The following is a 21,167-nucleotide window of genomic DNA, read 5'->3' as shown; positions in this document are numbered from 1 at the left end:
GGACTTATTCATGAATGATTTACGTTATCCAATTGGCCAATTTACATACAAACGTCCTATAACTGAAGAAATGATTGATACATGGATTCAAGAAATTGAAGATTTACCAAATGAACTAACAAAGGCAATTAAAGATTTAGATCAGAAGCAGTTAGATACACCATATCGCGTTGGAGGTTGGACTGTACGTCAAGTAGTTCATCACGTCGTTGATAGTCATATGAATAGCTACATACGCTTTAAATTAGCACTGACAGAAAAGAATCCCACTATTAAGCCGTATAAAGAAGAGAAGTGGGCAGAGTTACCCGATTCAAAATTACCGGTAGATGTTTCACTAGTAATGCTAGATTCATTACATAAAAGATGGGTTAACCTTTTATATTCTCTAGAAATTGAAGATTTAGAAAAGACATTTAACCATCCTGAAACTGGTGAAACAAAACTTGCTGTTGCAATAGGACTATACGCATGGCATGGTCGTCATCATACCGCTCATATTACCTCGTTAAGAAAGCGACTTAATTGGTAACATGGAGATTACATTAGAGAAGGCGACAGAAAGTGATGCAGAAGTTATATTTCAAATGCAAATAGACTCATTTAGCCCTTTATTACATAAATATAAAGACTATGAAACAAATCCAGCAAATGAAACTATCGAAAAAACTATTTGTAGAATAAATCATGTAGACGGTGGCTTCTATAAAATAATAGTGGCAATGAATCTTGTTGGAGCGATATGCATTTCACCAAAAGAAACACCCTATAAATTTTGGATCAGTCCAATGTTTATTCACCCGAGTTATCAAGGAAAAGGAATTGCCCAAAAGGTACTTACATTAATTGAGGAAATGTTTCCTGAAGCAACGAGCTGGGAACTTGCTACTATTTTAGAAGAAGAGAAAAATTGCTTTTTATACGAAAAGATGGGTTATAAAAGAACAGAGGTTATAAAGAAATTAAATGATGAAACTACACTTATTTATTACAAAAAAGAAAGGTAAAGCATATAAAATACGCTTTACCTTTTTATGTTATTTTAGATTAAATATACAAAAATAATGTATGTTCTTCCAAAATACTCGGGTTAGTAATTTTAAAAATGAATAAAAATACAAAAACCACTACTTAGTCGTAAAGGTTACTAACGCTTTTTGAATGCTTAAAATACTATCGTCACCTTTAAATTCTTTCGTAATTGGATCCTCCATACTAGACACCCAAATTTTAAGTTCTGCATCTAAATCAAAATGCCCAGCCGTTTCGATGCTATATTGTGTAATACTTTTATAAGGAATAGAATGGTATTCTGTTTTTTTGCCAGTTACTCCTTGTTTATCTACTAAAATAAGACGACGATTTGTAAATACGATTAGATCACGAATTAATTTATAAGCATGCTCTACTTTTTCATCGTCTAGCATAATCTTCTCTAAATCACGTTCTACACTTTCAGAACTCGTATTTGATGCATTTCCTAAAATACCGCTAAATAAACCCATATTAAATTCCTCCTTTAATATATGTGGAATGAATTACTTATATTGTAACATGTTACTCACAAAGATATTATGACATTACTTTAGTAGTTTCTGGTTATTGTTGTAATTAGTTTATATAACCTCATCTTAAAATCTTATGCTAATATGAAATTAAGAAAAAAGAAGCAGAGGGATATAGCATGAAGAATATAGGTTTAGTATTAGAAGGCGGAGGAATGAAAGGTTTATATACTGCAGGTGTACTCGAATATTTCATGGAAAAGAACTTATTCTTTCCGTATGTAGTCGGCGTATCAGCAGGAGCCTGTATGGGAGCAACTTATTTATCACGTCAAAAAGGGAGAAATAAGAAAGTAAATACAGAGCTAGTAGCAGATCACCGTTATATATCTTATCGAAATTTGATTCGAAAACGCGAATTATTCGGAATGGATTTTTTATTTGATGAAGTACCTAATAAAATTGTACCATTTGATTTTCAAACTTTCTTAAAATGTAATGAACAGTTTGTCATAGGGACGACTGATTGCGAATCAGGACAAGCCATTTATTATAATAAAGCAGAACACGGAAATGATATTTTAAAAATCATTCGCGCCTCAAGCTCTGTACCGTTTATAGCACCTGCTGTAGAATATAATAATCGAAAATTATTAGATGGAGGGATTATAGACCCTATACCAGTTTTGAAAGCCCAAAAGGATGGTTATGAAAAGAACGTTGTCATTATGACAAAGCCAGAAGGATATGAGAAGCAGCGAAATAAATTTTCAGGCCTGGCTAAAATTTTATATAGAAAATATCCGAAAATCGCAGAGAATTTAGTAGACCATTATCGTTTTTATAATGAGACGATATCTTATATGAATCGAGAAGAACAAAAAGATAATTTTTATGTAATTCAGCCAAGTGTACAGCTTCCTATAAGCGGAATAGAAAGAAATAAGGAAAAGCTTGTTAATCTATATAATCTTGGGTATATCGATGCTCAATATCATTATGAAAACTTATTAAATTGGATAGAGAAATAAAGGAGGAGAAAGTTGAAGTTAGGAAAACGAATTATTTTTAAGGAATTGCAGAAAATGCATAGTCCACTTCATAAACCGTTTCCTTATCGTGCTACAGCAAAATTACAGCGAGACTTAAAAAGTAAATTTACCGAAGATGACTGTATAAACGCTGATTTTAATCATTATTGGATGCATACAGCAGCTACTTTAAATTCTGTACTAAATGGAAACGAACAGAACATTACGTTTCAACAAATAAAGTGGTTAAGAAAATCGTTTTTCGAGTGGTTTCCGCAATATCGTTTTCTAGAAACAGAACTTGTGAATTATCCCATTTTGTATAGAGATTTCATAAGTTATGAGAAGACCAGGAAGCTATTACTTTATTACCTTACTGAATAAAAGCGAAAACGTACAGGTTACATTACTTGTACGTTTTTTTGTTCATAAAACATTCAATATTAACAACTAGTTTATATAGGAATTCTAATAAGAAGAAAGAAGTACATATAATAGAATGCTACAGGGGAGGAGAGAGGAATAGCTGTTTTACTTTAAGTTATTGTCCAACTCGAATACAGTTAGTTATTTATGTTAAAATATTTCGAGTGAAATCAAGCTTTTAAGGATTTCATTGAACATTAAACAAAACAAGTTAGCAACGTAGAAGGGATAACATTAACATGAAAAACGTATCAAATATAGATAAAGTAGAATCAATAAAATCTTTACAGTCAACAATTAGTAAACTTGAAAATGCCTTATCACAGATGACTCAAAAAGGATCAAATACTACTTTAGTGAAAAAAAGACTCAAAGCAGCTAGTATCGGCTTAGCTATGTTAGAAAGTGTTTGGAAGCAAGAAACTCATCATTATACTCAGGAAGATTTAGCAGAAGCTCGTAATGTTCTAATTGGTTTGCTTCCATCAATTGAAAAGATTTACGTTAAGTCAAAGCTTGGGAGTCCTCAAAGAACGCTTTTAGAAAGAAGAATAAAATCATTGGAACTTTCTATTCAGGCAATTGATTATTTTTCTAATAAATAACTTCGCTAAACAAATAACTTACGACTACTTTTATATAGGGATTCTAATGAAAAAAACTACATATTGAATACTACAAAGGAGGAAGAGAGGTGACTACAATAATCAGTCCTAAGTTAGAGAAGCTTAAAAATCAATTAAAGAATGGAAACAAAAAAGCTCTTTATACTTTTTTGCATGAAATAAAGTCAAATCACACGCCACTAATAGAACAATGCCCTGCAGATAGTCAGTATAAGCTTATAACGTATATATGGTTAGGGGATCAAAACACTGAAAACGTTTATGTATTCGGTAGTTTTCCTGGTTGGGATTTGTCTGTAAATCAATTACAACGATTGTTACAGACAGATATTTGGTATGTAACGTTTAGGACGGATAAGAGTTTTATTTCAACGTACTATTTTTCAGTAAACGATGTTTTCGAAAATGATTGGATAAAGTGTAGTGAACAGTACGAAATAGACCAATTTAATCGAAATACATTTGGAGAAGGTACCAATAAAGCGTCTGTGTTAAACATAGGAATGGAGGTGCAATATAGCAGTCGTTTTCCTTCAAATGATTATCCATCCGGAAAGATTGAAACATATTCTTTTTATAGTTCGATTTTAAATAACACACGCAAAATTCATATTTATACGCCTCATGATTATTCTCACACTTCACATCTTCAAGAACTTCTCATTGTATTTGATGGGAATTCATTCATTAATGACCTTTCAATCACAAAAACACTTAATTATTTAATTTACGAAAAAGAAATCCCATCGTGTATTGCTGTTGCTATAGATCCTGTCGATCGATTAGAAGAGCTAACTTATAACGATAAAATGAATGCATTTTTAACGAAGGAATTACTTCCGTGGATTCAAGCTAAGTATCACGTTTATCAAGAAAAGAATCATACAACAATTGCTGGTTTCAGTCTTGGTGGCTTAGCAGCTTTTTATGCAGCACTTCAAAATCCACATATTTTCGGAAATGTGTTGTCACTGTCTGGATCCGTACATTGGAAAAAGGATAATTATGAAAATACAATTCCTTGGATTGAAAATCAAATTTCATCAATATATTCTAATGCGACTCATCTACATTCTTACATAGCAGTAGGTGAACTCGAAAACGAACCTCTTTTAACGGCTAATAGACGGATATATAAAGCTTTAGAAGAAAAGAAACGCCAAACCACTTACGAAGAGTTTCAAGGCGGACATGATAGCGTATGGTGGCGAGAAAAGCTATTCGATGGATTAAGGGCATTAGAATTTACAAAAACGACATTAGAAAATAAAAAGGAGAGAGAATCTATGAATCAAGAAGAACTAGATAAAAAACTAAAAAAACAAGAGATTTTAGTAAAAGATGAGAAAGTTTGGTCTTATACGTATGAGGATCATATTAGTTCTATCGTTAAACAAGCAGAACAGAAAGGAGCTTTTGATAATTTACCTGGTAAAGGGAAACCTCTTAATCTTGATAAAGATCTTTCTTACAATCCTGAAAAGCAACTTTATAGAACTTTAGCAAATAATCATGTTTTACCTAGGTGGATTGAGCTTTCAAAAGAAATTGATGATTTAAAAGAAAAACTAAAAGAAAATACAAATACTGCAGAAGCAGCGGACTTAATTCGAACTATTAATAAAAAGGTTTTAGAACATAATTTACTTTGTCCACCAAGCGCGCAAAAAATGAGGGTGAAAATGGATTTTTAACGATTTTCAATTAAGCTATCGCTTGCTATATAATTAAGTTAGGCATTTTCAATTCATTACTAAAGGGAGGCAAATGTAGTGAAGAATACGTATCAACTTCAAATTCCGAAAGAACTAGAACAGTATCGTAGTATTTTAGAAGAAAGTGTGAAACCGTATGTTAAAGTGTCTGGAACGCAAGCAGAGACAACGCTTTTTGAAAGTAAGTTTGGTGGATATCCGTATTTACCTATAGATCAAGAGCATCCTAAAGACTCAAACGGACAACCTATGATGCTACTTGCGCAGTTAAACTTTGAAGAAATTCCGCATGTTGAATATATGCCTCAAAAGGGAATGTTACAGTTTTTCGTAAGTGCTGATGATGAGCTTTACGGAGCAGATTTTGATCATCCAACAATCCAAAAAGACTTTCGAATTATTTATCATTCTACAATTATAGAAGATTTAAATAAGGTTATTACTGATTTTAGTTATTTAAACACCTTAGAATTAGAGGACTTTATCATACCTGAAGCAACAAAACTGAATTTTGAGTTAGCTTATCAACCAGTAACACCAAGAGATTATCGATTTGAAATGATTTTTAGTGATAACATTGATTGGGAAGAAATTGTTGATGAAGAAAATAATACAGAATTAGGCGAACTGTATGATGATTTATGTAAAGATCAAGGGCATAAAATTGGTGGTTATCCATTTTTCACACAGACAGATCCGAGAGAATGGGAAGAAAAATACCAACAACATGATATATTATTATTGCAAATCGATACAGACGATTCATTAAATATTATGTGGGGAGATTCTGGCGTTGCTAATTTCTTTATACGTAAGGAAGAGGTGTTAAATCTAGATTTTTCCAATGTCATTTACAATTGGGATTGTTACTAGAAGATATAAATAATATAATAGCAAACAAAAAATCTTCCTGAAGGTGAGGAGGATTTTTTTATGTTAAAAATAAGCGTTATGTTAACTAGAATAAAAAACAATGATTGTAATGAAAGTCAAGTCTAAATAACAGAAATAACAACAAATAATGTAAAGTTGTAAAACATGTGCAAATAGCAATAAATTCATTAAGTAAAACATAAAATAAAATTACTAATTTATATTTTGTATAGAAATAATTTTTCTGTATAAAAATTTCTTGCCAATCAAAAATGTTTTTAATTCGTTAAATCTTAAGCGATTATTGATTAAGATTTGCTGTGATGAATTTATAACAAATAAAAACGATAAAAGCTGAAGAAATTTGTTTAGATAAGATTTCATGTGAATTTCACTAAAAATCTCTGTTTCGTCTCATTAAGTATAGTTTACTTGGTTTTTGATACCTGATATTACTTTGTTTCTATAACTGCCTATAATATATATTATGTTAACTAACTTTAAATAACAAACTTATTATATGTAAGTTTGTTATTGTGATTAGCCTCCCCTCGTTCTTTTTAATCATTCTGTTTGATGGATTGTTTAGTTGTTTGTTTTATAAGTTGTTGATGAAAATGTCTCCAGATATAAATTATATTTAAGACAATAAAAAATGCAATTCGTTTTAACTGAACGCATTAACCGAATTGCATGGATATGATTCATAATAAGTTTTTAAAATTAGTTTGCTACAGCAATTGCTTCGATTTCAATTAAAAAGTTATCGTTAATTAACTTTCTAACTTCTACAGCTGAACTTGCTGGTGGATTTTTAGGATTTTATATTTAGTTATCGCTAGTGGACATTGTTAAATTAATCTTTTCATAATCTCTTTTAAATTGATTATCATTTTTTAGCCAACGTTTGAAAGCCGATTCGCTTATTTCTAAATTTGAACAAGTTGTAGTATTACATTTATTTTTCATATATTCTTCAAGGAAATTTTGTTTTCTTTGTTTAACGGCAGTTTGAGTTTGTTTTAATTTTCGATCTTGTAATTGATCTAAATTCAGACTTTCTTTCTGAAACACTTCATATTTTCTATGCAAATAAATATCTTTGTCTTTATAAATCCAATTTGAAAATAGTTGTATTGATTTTCTTCCAGATAAAATAACGCGATAATGTTTGTTTTGATTTAGTAAATCGGCTCGTAAATTGCGATTTTGAAGAATTTGATGTAAAGAATTCATAAAGTTATATGATCCACCTACGAAATTAACTGTATAAGTTTCATACTTGACGTAACCATCCCCATCAAAATACCCACGAACAAAATGATGCAAATATTCTTCTGGTACAAAAGGAAATTCGATGTTAAATGATTTACATGGCATAATTCCGTGTATGTTCATAAGGTCGTCTTTTATTGTTTTGCTATTAATATTTAGCATATATACGCCTGTTTTTTTGTTTTGATAAAGTGGCTGGTTTGTTTTGAGTTCTTTTTTTATATCTTCTAAAATATAACTTTCTTTTTGAGATATACTGACACATTGATTTTCCTTCTGTATAACACCATCTGCTGCTATAAACCCTAAAATATAAGCCATGTTATTTGACCACGTTTTAAAATAATCTTCTGTTATGTCATACTTTCTCTTCCAACTCCCTATAGCGCGCCTTGGTACGTTATTGTCTGATAAAACCATACGAATATACCTTGCAGACACATTAGCAAGTGTAGCGATCTCTGAGGTACTCTTCCCCTCTGCATATAGCTGCGTTATTTCAGATTTTGATAGTTTACATTTTGATTTCTTTTTTCGTTTTATGTGCACTTACATCCTCTCCTTCCTTTCTTTTATTAGAGACATATTTTCTTCTATAACATACAACGGAACGTATGTTCTTTGCTGCGTATAAGAAGGAATTTACTAAATAAAAACAATTTACATGTACTTAATATTTGTCTTAGCTGCTGCTGTGCGATTTGTACTTTATAGATACAAATAATGAATTTGACGGATTTATGAAATACAAGGCATTTTAGATGAAAGGTAAAATAATATAGTTTAAACTACAAATAGCTACAATAACAACATACGTAAATTGTTAATCGTAAAAAGGAGAACGAATGAATAAGAAATATACAAATCAAATTCATACTGATATGAGTTTTAAACCGAAAGATATTATAAGTTTAATGACGGATTACTTTAAAATAAAATCAAAGCTGCGTCCTATAAAGGATTTGCCTATCGTTTTATCAAATAAAGATAATGAACCGTTAGAGAGTGTTACATGGTTTGGCCATTCTGCTTCTCTTTTGAAAATAGAAGGTAAAAAACTGTTATTAGACCCGATGTTTGGAGATGCCTCTTCCCCATTTCCTTTGTTTAATAGTAAACGCTATAGTGGTGCTTTTTCTTTAGAACGTGATGACCTTCAAGAAATTGATGCGATTATCATTTCTCATAATCACTATGATCATTTGAATTACAAAAGTATTATGCAGTTAAAAGATCGCGCAAAGCACTTTTATGTTCCAACTGGAGTTGCACAATATCTTATTAAATGGGGTGTTTCGCCTAGTAAAATTAGTGAGCATAATTGGTGGGACGAAATTACGTTTGATAATATTAAGTTAGTATGTGCGCCTGCAAGGCATTTCTCGGGACGTGGTATGACAGATAGAGATCGTTCATTATGGTGTTCATGGCTTATTCTTGGTCAAGAGACTAAAATTTTCTTTAGTGGTGATAGCGGTTATGCCCCTCACTTTAAGGAAATTGGTGATAAATACGGTCCATTCGATCTTACATTAATGGAATGCGGGCAATATGATCCGAGGTGGTCTGCTATTCATATGTTGCCTGAAGAAACGGTACAAGCTCATATTGATGTTAAAGGAGAATTACTTCTTCCAATTCATTGGGGTGCTTTTACGTTAGCATTACACAAATGGAGTGACCCGATAGAACGTGTTACGAAAGAAGCCAACCGTTTAGGTGTTAAAATTACAACGCCTCAAATTGGCGAATCTATTACGTTAAAATCTACAAACTATCCTTCAACAGCTTGGTGAAGAGAAATTTAATTATAAATAGAAAAAGAGCGAACTCTCTTATAAGGAATTCGCTCTTTTTCTGTATTTAAACTTATTTCACTATATTTGATTTCCCACTATCTAAAATTCTATTTGCTGGTACACTGAACATTTCAATCACTGTATTCATACTTTTATCAGTTAGTTCAATGAGTTCGTTTTCATGTTTTATTTTATTTAAATCCCACACCATCCCATGAAATTCATTATACTGACCACTTACTTTTATAATGCTTTTTGTTTTATTTGAAGGCTGTATTTGAAGATTTGTAAATTGATTCCCACTAATTTCATTTGGCGTAGTTACTTGACTATCCATATAAATCATATTCACACAGTCTTCTAAAGAAAAGTTCATAAAACGATTAGCATTTATCCAAGCTTGTCCGGTGCTCGGTTTTTTTGCTACTAATTTTAGTCCGGTTTCCATTCCTACAATTTTAATGTTTTCGAAGTTAATAAACGAAATTTCATTTTCTTTTCCAGCAGAGTATAAAGAAATTCCGGTACCTTTATTCGTTTCCGTCCAATTAATAATATTTATATCTTTTATTTGTGTTTTGTTCCAAGTGTTATAATATTTATTTTTACCGTCTAAATAAATAACTTCAGAGTTAAATTTAGGATCGTCAATAGCTATATACGCTCCTTCAATGGATGCGTTTTTCTCTAGTTCTAGAACTCTAAAGTTTCCCTCAACCACAAATTGTGATCCATAACCAAATAATAATTTCACACCTTTTTTAACAGTGATTGGTGACGTGATTTTATACTTTTTATCATCAAGCAATACGGTTTTTATTTTACTAGACGCTGCTTTATTAATAGCAGATTGTATTTTTATTGAATCATTTGCCCCTTTAAAGTCTTCTACATACAAGTTAGTACTTTTAGCTGCATAGTCTTTTTTGTTGTATTGATAAAAAGCAAAAATAATTAAAACTATACCAATGAGTAAAACAATTACTTTCTTCATCGTACTCACCCCATATCGATTAATCTATGCTTTTATATTTAGGTTATTATTATTTTGCTTTGTATTTCAGATTACCATTGCTGCTTTGTCTATGATTGAATTATATTATGTAGGATTTAGTAAACTGTTTGCTTTACTAATACATCATTCTTATAATGTATTAATTTATGATTTCATAAAACAAAAGTCTGCTTGTACATAATGTAATCCCTTCCTCTATCCCTAATAAGCTCTTACTGGTGATATAAGATGTACTGCTGCAGATTGCTCTCCTGCTTCAATCAATATCGGTCTCATAGAACCGCCAAAGCTTAAAGTAATCGTTTCTTCTTTTATTGCTCTTAAAGCATCAACCATAAAACGCCCATCGAAAGATATATTTAATTGTTTTTCACCTTGAATCGCATCTATTTGTTGCGTTTCGGATATTTGCCCAATTTGAGAAGCGTTTGAAGAAATTTTAATTGTAGATTCGTTTATGATTTCTAAGTTAACATTGTTATTGGCCCATTCACTTGCTAATAAACTTGATCGGTCTACACCTTGTAATATCTTTTTTCTATCTATGTTAATAATCGTTTTAAAGTCATTTGGAATAAGGTTAGAAATATTAGGATATTTCCCTTCAATTAGTCTTGAATATAATGTAGTTGTTCCGAGCGTAAATATAATATGACTCTCTGAAAGGTAAATATATACGAATTCCGAATTGCTGTTCATTAATTTTAGAAGTTCACTAATGGTTGCGCTTGGTACAATACAATTTGCTTTTACATCTGAGGAAAGTCGCGTTTCACGTATCGCTAGTCTATGTGAGTCAGTTGCAGCACAAATAAACTTATTATTAGATAACTCTATATGCACCCCAGTAAGAACAGGTCTAGATTCATTTTTCGCTACCGCAAAGACTGTTTGTTTAAATACTTCAATCAATTGCTCTGTCTCTACTTTGATTTCTGCATGATTGTCTATAAGCGGTACATTCGGAAACTCATCTGCAGGAAATCCATTTAAACTTAATGTGATTTCTTCTGATTGTATCGTAATTAATTGCTCATTCTTACTTTTTATTGCTATATCACTTGGCATTTTCTTTATTATTTCAATGAAATACTTTGCAGGTACAACAATAGTTCCTGCCTTTAAAATAGTTGCAATCTTTTCGTCTTCAATTGAAACAGGAATGAATTTTTCGATAAAAATATTCGAGTTACTTGCAATTAAAGTAATTCCAGATTGATCTGCAGTTATTTTTATACCAGATAATATAGGAATTAAAGATTTTGTTGATATCGCTTTGTTAACTTCTGAAAGTGCTTGAGTAAATTGTTTGTGATTAACGATGAACTCCATGTTTTCCCCACCTTACATGAGATAATATTTTTATGAAGATTGATGAACGATTGTTCCGTTAAAAAAGTACGGTACTGTTTCTTTCCTTTGTAATAAATCTAGTAAATGTTCTGGTATGCGTAAATATGGAGCTGCTATATGTAATTCCATCCAAGTAATCTCTTCGATTTCTTTTGGTCTTGATATATATGTCTCCCCGCCAATTATTTCGCCTAGAAAATTAAAGAAAATTGCATGATGATCTCTTTCCTCAAAAAAGGCTTCGCTGATAGAACAAATCCCGTTTACATTTATATGTAACCCTGTTTCTTCTTTTACTTCTCGAATTACTGCTTCTTCTAACGTTTCTCCTAATTTAACTGCGCCACCTGGTAATGTATAATAAGAACCATTTTCCCCTTTGTTTTTTACCATTAAGATCTTTTCGTTTGTTTTATCGTATAAAAGTGCATATGTAACATTTACTTTTTTCATATGTACCTCCTCTATTTTTAATAAAAGGAATTTTCTGTCTTTTATTTATTTTACCATTAACTCCTTTTAATATATATAAGTTAGTTAAGTCTTGCCTTTACCAGTATTGGTGGAATTAATAAGAATAGGCTACTGATATAAAAAAGAACGTACCTTAGGAAGATTATCCAAAGGACGTTCTTGCAGTTTTAGAATAAAAATTGATTCAATTAATACTGAAATTAATAATAACCTCGCCCTTATTGCATGTGTATTCCAAATACTAATGTTAACAAATTCTATATACTTTTTAGCCGTTTTTCTAAATAATAATGATTATGTCCTTTCGGATGATCTTCACTTACTCCGATTACTTTATATCCATGCTTCTTATAAAAATCAGGTGCCTGAAAACTAAAAGTATCTAAATTGATTAACCTGCACTCTTTTTCAATTGCAAACTCTTCAATAAGTTTTATTAACTTGGTTCCGTAACCTTCATGCCTATATTCTTCAGAAACCCATAGAAAGTCAACGTGTATATGGTGCCAAAAAGTTATCGCTGTTACCCCGCCTACGATTTCTTCTTTTTCATCTCTTACTATGAAACTAACCTTTTCTGAAGGTGTTTTTTCTTCATCTGCGAGATATTTTTGATTATATTCAATTACTTTCTCTCTTATGTAATCACTATCTTCTTGTACCCACTGCTGTACTATTTTCATTTTAAGTGTCACGCTCCTTTTTACTTATCTATTCAATTTTAAAATGATATTGTCCTGTCTTTAATGAGTTGGTAAAGAAGCAAAGTTAATGGAATAAAAAAGAGCCCTAGTATGAGGACTCTTTTTAAAATTAAGCTACTTTCCGATGTAAATGTTTTAGTTCCTTTTTCTTTTCTACATTTGGTGGACGGATTAATATTGAAATAATGAAGGAAATAACACTTAAAACACCAATTATAATGAAAGTTGGTTGAAATCCTCCAAGTATCGCTCCAATAAATGATCCTGCAAGCGCACCAAATCCGAAACCTTGGTAGACAATGCCGTAATTTGTACTATGGTTTTTTAATCCAAAGAAATCTCCGACAATAGCTGGGAATATAGTTATATTACCGCCGAAGCAAAAGGCGACACTTGCTACACAAGCAAAATAGATTCCGTAATTTAGCGGAATAAAACTTAAAGTAAAGACTGACAAACCTATAATAATAAACGTTGCAGAGACAATTTTCATTCGCCCGATTTTATCTGATAACGTCCCAAGAATGATTCTACCTACTGTATTAAAGATTGCAATCATAGCAACGGCGTTTGCAGCGGTTGCTGCGCTAAGTCCAACAAGTTGTACGCCGATATCTTTTACCATACTGATTAAATATAAACCACCCATACACGAGGTGAATAACATAAAAAATAGCAGATATACTTGTTTCGTTCGCATCATTTCACGCGGAGTATAGTCATTGTGTAATGTTTCAGTTACAGCATTACTTACAATTGCCTCACGTAAGAAGAACGATCCGATTAACACTAAAAGTAACACGATAATACCCCAATATAAGAATGCTTGTGATACACCAAAGTTATCGATAAGATTTCCGTTTATATATCTAAAGATTAAGCTGCCCATTCCATACGCTGATACAGATATACCTGAAATAAGCCCTTTCCGATTTGGAAACCATTTAATTAAATTAGATAGTGATGTAATATAAGCTGTTCCATCCGCATAACCAACAACGACACCAGCTAATAAATATAATAGTGGTAAAGAAGAAACTTGTGAACTAAGTATTAAGCCGAGTCCTAAAACAATTCCTGCAGTAGCAATAAGTTTTCGAAGTCCTAATTTTTTCTGCAACTTGGCTGCAAATAAAGTTGAGAATGATAAAGAAAAACTAGTTATGGAGAAAGTTATCGCTACTGAATTAAGATTCCATCCAAACTTACTTACAAGGGGTTGATTAAATAAACTCCATGTATAAATTGTTCCAAGGCCAATTTGAACAATGATTGTACCTAGAACAATTAGTAACGGATTTATAGAAGTTTGTTTCATACTAACTGTCCCCTTCTTTTATCTTGACATGAATTTTCACAGTTAGTATATCCATCATAAATTGCAAGATACTGTACGGAAAATGGTAATTAAGTTCATATACACAAAAAGACACTTCATAAAGAAGTGCCTTTTGCAGGTTATATCAGATATTTCTAAAGAAAGCTTTGTTAAGATAAGACATTTTCAAATGCTTATGTATATATGTTATCAAATAATTTCTTAAATGTTATGAGACTTAAGACGTATTTTTCATTCATCATATAGTCGGATGAAAAATTAATATTCGATTTCATCAAAATCTTTCGGCTGCGGTACAGTTTGCATATTAGCTGCATCTTTAGGATCGCTATAAATTGCATTTTGCTCTGTATTTACATCTTTTATATTTTGCTTTTTATTTTTGTTCACGTTATCTTTCATTTTCAATCACTCCTTTTTGTTATAGGAGTAATTATGCCCTATTACCGTTACTAAATGTATCAGCGACTAAATTACTAAATTCACGTAAATAATATAAGTAATTATCACCACCGTAGTTATATCTTTTATTATACATTTTTGCAACAACTACATTATATTCAGGTATTACTAAAATAGTCGGTCCAGTAATCCCTAATATTTGATACGACCCTTTTGGAATACGTTCACCAATTTCGCTTAATTGTGCAGGCTCATTTTGGATGAACCAAAACACCCCATTTTGTGGTAGCTCTTTGTTTATAAATGTTGGGCTCTGCAAACTCGTAGCGATTTTTATAACTTCTTTTGGAACAATTTGTTTATCATCTATCATACCTTGATTTAAATGCAGATTACCCCACTGCGCAAATTCTCTAGCTGAGACAAATAAATTTTTTTCAGTACCGTCATCTACCGTACCAATTTCACTAATTGCGTCTTCATTTGGATTATTAACAACGTCAACTAAATTTTCATCTCGCTGAACTCTCCAACCTGTTTCTTGAAAATTAGCAGGTTTAAACACACGCCCCTTTAACAATTCAGGAAAACTTTTGTTATATAGCTGATAAATAAGACGTGTCATCATTCTTACATTAATATCTCTATACGCCCATGATTGTCCCGGTTCAAATTCACGAAAAATTGTCCCGTCATTCGTTTCTTCTAATCCGTGCGAATGTGTTACTAAATGTCTTATCGTCGTTTTACTAAGCAATACAGGATTAAAGTCTTTAAAATATTTTATCGCTTCATCATCGATAGAACTTATTTTCCCCTCGTAAAGCGCATACGCTATCATTAATCCTAAATAACTTTTTCGAGCAGAAGCAACGTTAAATTGTGAAGATGCTGTTACTCTCTTGGTTGTAGATGTATTTGAGTGATAACCACTATAATGCTCTAGTACGATTTTATTATCTTTTATAATACAAAGTGCTGTAGCAGAACTATGATTTTTTTCTTTTATATCCTCTACCCAAGAAATCAACTTATCATATATATACAAATAAATCCCCCTTAATACACATCAAAATTACAGCATGAAAGAAAAGTGCAAAATAGTTTTTACACCTTTCTTTCATATAAAATAACTTGAATTTTCTATACTTAAATAATCCACCAGTTCCAGCAATTAAAGCAACTGAAACATCCTGCGCATCCTATGCATCCGCCGCAACGACCTGCACAACCACCACATCTACCGCCACATCCACCGCAACGTCCACCACAACCTCCACATCCGCCGCAACGACGTGCATCGTCTTGAATGTAATAGTATGGATATTGACTTTGTTGTTGATCCCAATACACAACATTGCCAGTTTGATAATCATTAAGGTTTAATGATTGTAGTTCTTGTTGAAACTGATTCATTATGAAACCCTCCATTTATAAATGTAAATTCCGTCCAAATATTAAAGTTAATAAATTCTTTTAAACAAAGTAGAAACAAGACTATAGACTAAATGCGTACATCAACAAAATATGAACTTACACTAGGTGATGTACCTTGTTTTTCAGCCTATTTTCTTTATATTCATTCGATGGACGTATTTACTATAAATAAAGTGATTTAAAAATTACTAATCCAACAATTTAGGAGTTCATCATTTAACTTACTTTCTAATAATTCCTTTACTAAAGGCATTGGCATGATTTCATAATGATTTAAGGCTTCTTTATTATAAGCTATCCAGTGAAATGCTAAATGAGACTCGCTAGATTTCGGTGTTAAGTCCGTATGTAAATCTTGTGACTCTACTTCAAAAATGTGGTTAATTTCATGATGAAGAACTTCTTTATCTTGCCATTGATTTTCTATGACGCCTAAAAATTGTTGTATACTACAGTTTACTCCAAGTTCTTCTCTTAACTCTCTTTTTAATGCATTCTCTGCTGATTCTCCAATTTCAACATGGCCACCAGGTAAAAAATAATGATGGCCGATATATTCAGCAACTAATAATTTTTCATCTTTTATCATGACTGCTCGTACAATATGATGAAATTTACTTTTCAATTGATATTCCTCCTAGTTATTTAATGTATAGTTTCTCAAAATAGTCATTTAGTATTGGTATAATATAAATCATAGGTGTTTCATACGGATGAATATCTTTAATAACTTCAAGAGCATCTTTTACAAGTTCTCGTTTACACTTTATTTCAACTTTACATTCTTGTCCTTCGCATATTTGACCAATTTCTCCATTAAAAGGAGATGCCTCTTCTAAAGGTCTCCAATATCCTTTCACTGAACTATAGGAAAGACAATGGTCATATTCGCCCGTTTTACATGCTCCAATTTTATTTAATTCATCCCTTAATGTTTCAATATATTCTTCAGGAATGAACACTTCAATTTTCACTTCAGTAAATTGCATATTTCATTTCACACCTTTACTTCCTAATAGTTAAACAAATAAACGATATACTTGCTCACCATCATACTCCTGTCCTAATGATATGAAACCATATCGTTCATATAATTTCTTTGCAGAGATATTATCTTTATGTACGGTTAATCTAATTTCTTTACATGCCTTAAACGTATTTTTTATTATATTAATACTTTCTTGTAATGCTGCTTTTCCATAACCATTACCTTGTTGCGATTGATCAATAATAAATCCGTTAATCCAATACATATCCGATGTCTCTATTACAACAGCATGCATAACAAAACCAACCATAAGGTCACCATCGTATATAGCGAATGGTATGTACTCTACATTGTCACCATCTGGTTTTATATATACTTTAGCAAGTGAAACTGCTACAGCGGGGACAAATTTTCTTTGATCTTCTTTAACTTGTAACTTTAATGCATCTTCCCAATTGTCTCTCGTAACAACCTTTAACTGGACATTCAATATTGTAAGCTCCTTTATCTAGAGGATGTATTTTTATATTCAACGCATTGAAATAATTCCCTTTTTCGACAGCAACTTATAACATAATTTTTATAAAATCTTGAATGAATTTTTCTGCATCTATTTCTAAAGCTATACGGGCTCCTTCAGATTTAGAGTTAGGGCGAAAATCAGCAAATGTTTGTCCTTTCGTATCTCCGTATGTATCTACATTTACTGTACGATGCACAAATTCAAAAAAACTTGGATTTACTAATCCACTTATTGCAACCACATCATGTAGCAAAGGCCCTTCCATAGATGGATTAAGTTTTTGGTATGCGGATAGATAGTAATCATACATTGGTTTCATTATCATATGAAATGGATTCTTTGTATTAGCTTGAATATAGTTAAATACATTTGGTGTTAACACAGCTTTGTTTGTTACATTTAAAGGGAATATGAATAAATTCTTTGCTTGATGGAAAACAATTTTACTTGCTATCGGATCTCCATACACGTTTGCCTCTGCTAATGGCGTAACGTTTCCTACTTCTAAAAAAACACCACCCATGAAATAGATTCCTTTTACATTTAGCATTAAATCATTCCATAAATTAAAAGCAATTGCTAACGAGGTAGATCTTCCTACATCAACAATCGTTAAATCTTTTCCGTACTTTATAAGAATCGCAGCAATACTGCCGAAATTATATATTGGAATAGATAATATATTTCCTGGAACATGGATGGGCCCTAATCCTTCTGCTCCGTGAATTTCAGGATAGTACGTAGTGATTTCTTCTGTCAGTGGTTTTGTTGCACCACTAATGACAGGAATGTCTTGTCTATTTGCTAACTGTAAAATATACGCTGCATTATGTGCAGCATGTATATGCTCAACATTTCCGTATCCAGTTACAATACCTACAATTTCAATTTCGGGATGCAGTAAACCATACATAATGGCAAATGAGTCATCAATACCTGGGTCTCCGAAAAATAATACTTTTTCCAAGAAATACTCTCCCTTCATAAAAACATAGAGTCATCAATAACTATGTATATGAAAAAAGCAAGTATATCTATGCGAATTTTAGAATGGATAATGTTTTACAAAACATTAAAAAGGAACTAGCGAATGCTAATTCCTTTCTTCAGTAACCATTCTCAAATTTAATTAATTATCGTATCCTTCATAAATTGCATCATTTATTAGATTTTGTGTTTTTTTATCATCAGGTACAGGCTTCCACCAATTTCCTGTAATAAATAACATAGTTAATAAATTATAACTATCACTAAAATAACTTTCTCTCTTATTCTTCATCCAATCCCAACCGCTATTTACCCACTTTTGATTATTGCTACTCGTTATACTTGCAGCAATAAACGGTGAAACAAATACAGCAGTTGGATAACTACCAATATTGGATCCATTTAATTGATAACCATCCACAATTTTAGAAGGATTTCCATTCGTTTTATTTTGAATCCATGAAGAGACTTTATCAGAAATGACTTTACTTCGCTTCTCGCCGTACATCGCATAGTCCATTACAATTCTTAAAGGTACTCGACTAGCATTATAATAATATGCATTTGTATATTCTGACTCATCTAAGAAGTCTTTAGGTGCAGGTTGTGGTGGGTTTTTTACAACAAAATCTGAAATAAGTCCTGTATTTGAAGAGTACTTATTACTAAATTGCGTATAAACATCGTACAAATTATTAATAACAGTAAGCCAAGTTTTATCACCTGTAAATTCATAAAATGCTCTAAGATGTGACATCATCCAATCAGATGGTCTCGTATCAAGTGAACTTTTAGAATCCCAATCTCCTAAATTTAGTCGGTTATTATTTGTAACATTACTAGCTTTAATACCTTTTGTAATCATGTCTTGTGCTTCTTTCAAATAATTAACTGTTCCATTAGATCCCCACTGCTTATGAGCAAGAAGAAGCGAATACGCAATATCTAAATCTCCATCAGTAGCAGAATCAAAATGACCTTGTGCTTTTTTACTATCTGCGACAACCCATCCCATTAAATTAGGATTTTGAGAGCTTTTAAAAGTTCTTGCTGTTTTAAATAAACCGTCATAGATTTTTTGAGCATTCGAATCATAACCAGCCATTAATACTGTAATTATCATCCCATACCCTTGACCTTCTGAAGTTCCAAGTGGCTTAAACCCATCCGCATCACCTGTAATCTCTCCTTTTACGTAATAACCACCAGGTAAAGAAGATAAATCATTTTTCAAATATTTCTTTTTCCAATTATCGTAGTAACTTCTTACAGAAGCATTTAAACTTTCCTGTGTAACATGATTCGGTTTTATAACACCTGCATAATTAACTTGCTGGGGAAATGGTTTCATTTCCTTTGCAGCAGCTACTTGTTGATTAACTACGGGAATAGAATTTTGTATTGAATTGTCCGTTACACTTGCTGCGAAACTAGAATTAGAAAAACTAGCTAGTCCGATTCCTACAATAGAAATACATGTGAAAATTTTTCTTTTTCCATTCATTATGTTGTCAGCTCCTTTTAAAATGCTTACTACATAAAATGTAACATACAATATTTAACTGAAATACAAAATATTATATTTATCAACATAAGAAAGAAACTATATAAAAAAGTATCATAAAATTATTATTGAATTACATTATACAGATTGATTATTTGCTAAATTCCTATTTTTTTCTTTTCTTAATACCGGTATATGAGCAATCACAATTCCAAGTATAGTAATTCCTCCGCCAATTATCGAAACTAAAGTTGGCACTTCTCCTAACCATATCCAAGCAATGAAACACGCAGTTATTGGCGTTAAATATAGAGAACTTGTTGCTTCAGAAGCACCAGCACGAGATATAATATAGGCCAATGCAATATACGGGAGTACTGTTGGAAAGACACCTAAATATATAACGCTCAAGTTAACTTCAAGAGGAGCTACTAGTATTTCTTGATAAACTCCGGGTAAGAAAATAAGCATACATACAGTACTAGACAAAATTGTATATATGGTAAATGGTAAGAAGCCGTCTTTTTTTAAGGAAGATGTTTGGAAAACGAAAAATAGACTTTCTGAAATCGCCGCTAATAATATAAATAATCCCCCGCTATTCAATTGAATAGCATCGCCCTGGCTAAATGAAATTAAGGCAATTCCTGCAAAACTCATTACACCACCGATCCAGCCATTTAATTTCATTTTTTCATTCAAAAAAACAGAAGCAAGAATTGCCGTCACTATTGGAGTGACTGAAATTATTAAACTTGCAGATCCAGCATTTACTGTTTTTTCGCCGTAGTTTAATGCGATGTGATAAATAGTAAATCCTAGAGCACCAAATATGAAAATTGCTGGGATATCCTTTAAATCCGGTAGTCGTAGTTTGTATATAAATGAAAATAACAAAAGTATAAATGAGGCGATTAATAAGCGTAGTAAAGTAAGGTGTTCAGGCGTATAAGATTCAAGCCCCAGACGAATTGCTGGAAAAGCAGTTCCCCATATAAGAATTGTAAAAGCGTGAGCACATATAATGCGTAAATCCCATTTTTTATTATGCATATTTTCTCTCCTTCCCTAAAAAACCAACCATTTTTAAATTACCAATTATTTCTTTTCATCATATTTAATAGTTGATACAATGTCTTCAACCAGTTATTTATCGGAAAAACCAACCACTTTGAATCTTTTAAATAAACG

General features: G+C 31.7%; 24 protein-coding genes and 1 pseudogene. 8 read left to right on the top strand and 17 right to left on the bottom strand.

From position 1 onward, the window contains the following. Positions 1-10: 10 nt before the first annotated feature. Entirely contained in the window at positions 11-532 is a 522-nt protein-coding gene (locus tag MHH27_RS13770; protein WP_000999070.1) for a YfiT family bacillithiol transferase, read from the top strand. Position 533: 1 nt separating this feature from the next. Continuing rightward, positions 534-1,007: a GNAT family N-acetyltransferase gene (locus tag MHH27_RS13765; protein WP_090977900.1), complete on the top strand. Its 474-nt coding sequence runs from the start codon at positions 534-536 to the stop codon at positions 1,005-1,007. A 120-nt stretch (positions 1,008-1,127) separates the two neighbouring features. Here the strand turns inward: MHH27_RS13765 and MHH27_RS13760 are convergent, their stop codons facing one another. Beyond that, the gene (locus MHH27_RS13760) at positions 1,128-1,505 is read right to left on the bottom strand and encodes a PH domain-containing protein (RefSeq protein WP_000522472.1); all 378 of its coding nucleotides are present in this window, start codon (positions 1,503-1,505) and stop codon (positions 1,128-1,130) included. Between the two features lie 179 nt (positions 1,506-1,684). On the opposite strand from MHH27_RS13760, the gene MHH27_RS13755 reads away from it, so the two are divergent. From MHH27_RS13755 to MHH27_RS13735, 5 genes are all read left to right on the top strand, one after another. Next, positions 1,685-2,536 (top strand): patatin-like phospholipase family protein, encoded by an 852-nt coding sequence (locus MHH27_RS13755; RefSeq protein WP_000789260.1) that lies wholly within the window; start codon positions 1,685-1,687, stop codon positions 2,534-2,536. A gap of 12 nt (positions 2,537-2,548) precedes the next feature. Beyond that, on the top strand, positions 2,549-2,920 hold the full coding sequence (locus tag MHH27_RS13750) for a YxiJ-like family protein (RefSeq protein WP_340942952.1): 372 nt from the start codon (positions 2,549-2,551) through the stop codon (positions 2,918-2,920). A gap of 281 nt (positions 2,921-3,201) precedes the next feature. Beyond that, positions 3,202-3,567: a hypothetical protein gene (locus tag MHH27_RS13745; protein ID WP_000800305.1), complete on the top strand. Its 366-nt coding sequence runs from the start codon at positions 3,202-3,204 to the stop codon at positions 3,565-3,567. Positions 3,568-3,656: 89 nt separating this feature from the next. Further along, positions 3,657-5,282 (top strand): DnaJ family domain-containing protein, encoded by a 1,626-nt coding sequence (locus MHH27_RS13740; RefSeq protein WP_340942950.1) that lies wholly within the window; start codon positions 3,657-3,659, stop codon positions 5,280-5,282. Between the two features lie 78 nt (positions 5,283-5,360). Beyond that, entirely contained in the window at positions 5,361-6,176 is an 816-nt protein-coding gene (locus MHH27_RS13735; protein ID WP_340942947.1) for a YwqG family protein, read from the top strand. Between the two features lie 723 nt (positions 6,177-6,899). On the opposite strand, the pseudogene MHH27_RS32025 reads toward MHH27_RS13735, so the two are convergent. Together MHH27_RS32025 and MHH27_RS13730 are read right to left on the bottom strand one after the other, a co-directional pair. Beyond that, a pseudogene (locus tag MHH27_RS32025) lies at positions 6,900-6,992 on the bottom strand (RidA family protein); the annotation flags it as partial. 12 nt (positions 6,993-7,004) lie between these two features. Beyond that, complete coding sequence (locus MHH27_RS13730; protein WP_090977903.1) at positions 7,005-8,000, bottom strand: LAGLIDADG family homing endonuclease; 996 nt, start codon at positions 7,998-8,000, stop codon at positions 7,005-7,007. A 296-nt stretch (positions 8,001-8,296) separates the two neighbouring features. Here MHH27_RS13730 and MHH27_RS13725 point away from each other — a divergent pair, with 296 nt between their 5' ends. Beyond that, complete coding sequence (locus tag MHH27_RS13725; RefSeq protein WP_340942945.1) at positions 8,297-9,247, top strand: MBL fold metallo-hydrolase; 951 nt, start codon at positions 8,297-8,299, stop codon at positions 9,245-9,247. A 73-nt stretch (positions 9,248-9,320) separates the two neighbouring features. Here MHH27_RS13725 and MHH27_RS13720 read toward each other — a convergent pair whose 3' ends face one another. The 14 genes from MHH27_RS13720 to MHH27_RS13655 all read right to left on the bottom strand — a co-directional run bounded on the left by MHH27_RS13720 (position 9,321) and on the right by MHH27_RS13655 (position 21,029). Continuing rightward, complete coding sequence (locus tag MHH27_RS13720; protein WP_090977905.1) at positions 9,321-10,244, bottom strand: hypothetical protein; 924 nt, start codon at positions 10,242-10,244, stop codon at positions 9,321-9,323. A 222-nt stretch (positions 10,245-10,466) separates the two neighbouring features. Beyond that, on the bottom strand, positions 10,467-11,597 hold the full coding sequence (dnaN, locus tag MHH27_RS13715) for a DNA polymerase III subunit beta (RefSeq protein WP_097923842.1): 1,131 nt from the start codon (positions 11,595-11,597) through the stop codon (positions 10,467-10,469). A 30-nt stretch (positions 11,598-11,627) separates the two neighbouring features. Then, positions 11,628-12,071 carry an NUDIX hydrolase gene (locus MHH27_RS13710; protein WP_029442479.1) on the bottom strand — a complete coding sequence of 148 codons (444 nt, stop codon included), beginning with the start codon at positions 12,069-12,071 and terminating at the stop codon, positions 11,628-11,630. A 278-nt stretch (positions 12,072-12,349) separates the two neighbouring features. After that, positions 12,350-12,775: a GNAT family N-acetyltransferase gene (locus tag MHH27_RS13705; RefSeq protein ID WP_098289742.1), complete on the bottom strand. Its 426-nt coding sequence runs from the start codon at positions 12,773-12,775 to the stop codon at positions 12,350-12,352. Positions 12,776-12,905: 130 nt separating this feature from the next. After that, the gene (locus tag MHH27_RS13700; RefSeq protein WP_335467342.1) at positions 12,906-14,114 is read right to left on the bottom strand and encodes an L-lactate MFS transporter; all 1,209 of its coding nucleotides are present in this window, start codon (positions 14,112-14,114) and stop codon (positions 12,906-12,908) included. Between the two features lie 279 nt (positions 14,115-14,393). Continuing rightward, the gene (locus MHH27_RS13695; RefSeq protein ID WP_097923838.1) at positions 14,394-14,537 is read right to left on the bottom strand and encodes a hypothetical protein; all 144 of its coding nucleotides are present in this window, start codon (positions 14,535-14,537) and stop codon (positions 14,394-14,396) included. A 31-nt stretch (positions 14,538-14,568) separates the two neighbouring features. Then, positions 14,569-15,585 carry a serine hydrolase domain-containing protein gene (locus tag MHH27_RS13690; RefSeq protein WP_098289741.1) on the bottom strand — a complete coding sequence of 339 codons (1,017 nt, stop codon included), beginning with the start codon at positions 15,583-15,585 and terminating at the stop codon, positions 14,569-14,571. Positions 15,586-15,686: 101 nt separating this feature from the next. After that, entirely contained in the window at positions 15,687-15,953 is a 267-nt protein-coding gene (locus MHH27_RS13685) for a heterocycloanthracin/sonorensin family bacteriocin (protein ID WP_001071389.1), read from the bottom strand. Between the two features lie 199 nt (positions 15,954-16,152). Next, the gene (locus tag MHH27_RS13680) at positions 16,153-16,599 is read right to left on the bottom strand and encodes an NUDIX domain-containing protein (RefSeq protein WP_000836831.1); all 447 of its coding nucleotides are present in this window, start codon (positions 16,597-16,599) and stop codon (positions 16,153-16,155) included. 16 nt (positions 16,600-16,615) lie between these two features. After that, a complete protein-coding gene (cutA, locus tag MHH27_RS13675; protein ID WP_100910218.1) occupies positions 16,616-16,963 on the bottom strand; it encodes a divalent cation tolerance protein CutA in 348 nt (115 codons plus the stop codon). Positions 16,964-16,993: 30 nt separating this feature from the next. Further along, positions 16,994-17,452, bottom strand: coding sequence for a GNAT family N-acetyltransferase (locus MHH27_RS13670; RefSeq protein ID WP_001102673.1), 459 nt, complete (start codon positions 17,450-17,452; stop codon positions 16,994-16,996). A gap of 76 nt (positions 17,453-17,528) precedes the next feature. Further along, entirely contained in the window at positions 17,529-18,452 is a 924-nt protein-coding gene (locus MHH27_RS13665) for a nucleoside hydrolase (RefSeq protein ID WP_090977911.1), read from the bottom strand. Between the two features lie 162 nt (positions 18,453-18,614). Beyond that, positions 18,615-19,976 carry a glycosyl hydrolase family 8 gene (locus tag MHH27_RS13660; RefSeq protein WP_097987280.1) on the bottom strand — a complete coding sequence of 454 codons (1,362 nt, stop codon included), beginning with the start codon at positions 19,974-19,976 and terminating at the stop codon, positions 18,615-18,617. Positions 19,977-20,114: 138 nt separating this feature from the next. Continuing rightward, positions 20,115-21,029 carry a DMT family transporter gene (locus tag MHH27_RS13655; RefSeq protein ID WP_340942933.1) on the bottom strand — a complete coding sequence of 305 codons (915 nt, stop codon included), beginning with the start codon at positions 21,027-21,029 and terminating at the stop codon, positions 20,115-20,117. Positions 21,030-21,167 lie beyond the last annotated feature (138 nt).

It is taken from the genome of Bacillus sp. FSL L8-0152, from assembly GCF_038006365.1.
In the GTDB taxonomy this organism is placed as follows: Bacteria; Bacillota; Bacilli; order Bacillales; family Bacillaceae_G; genus Bacillus_A; species Bacillus_A cereus.
Note: the sequence above shows the minus strand (reverse complement) of the source record. Positions and strands in the feature narration are given on the sequence as shown.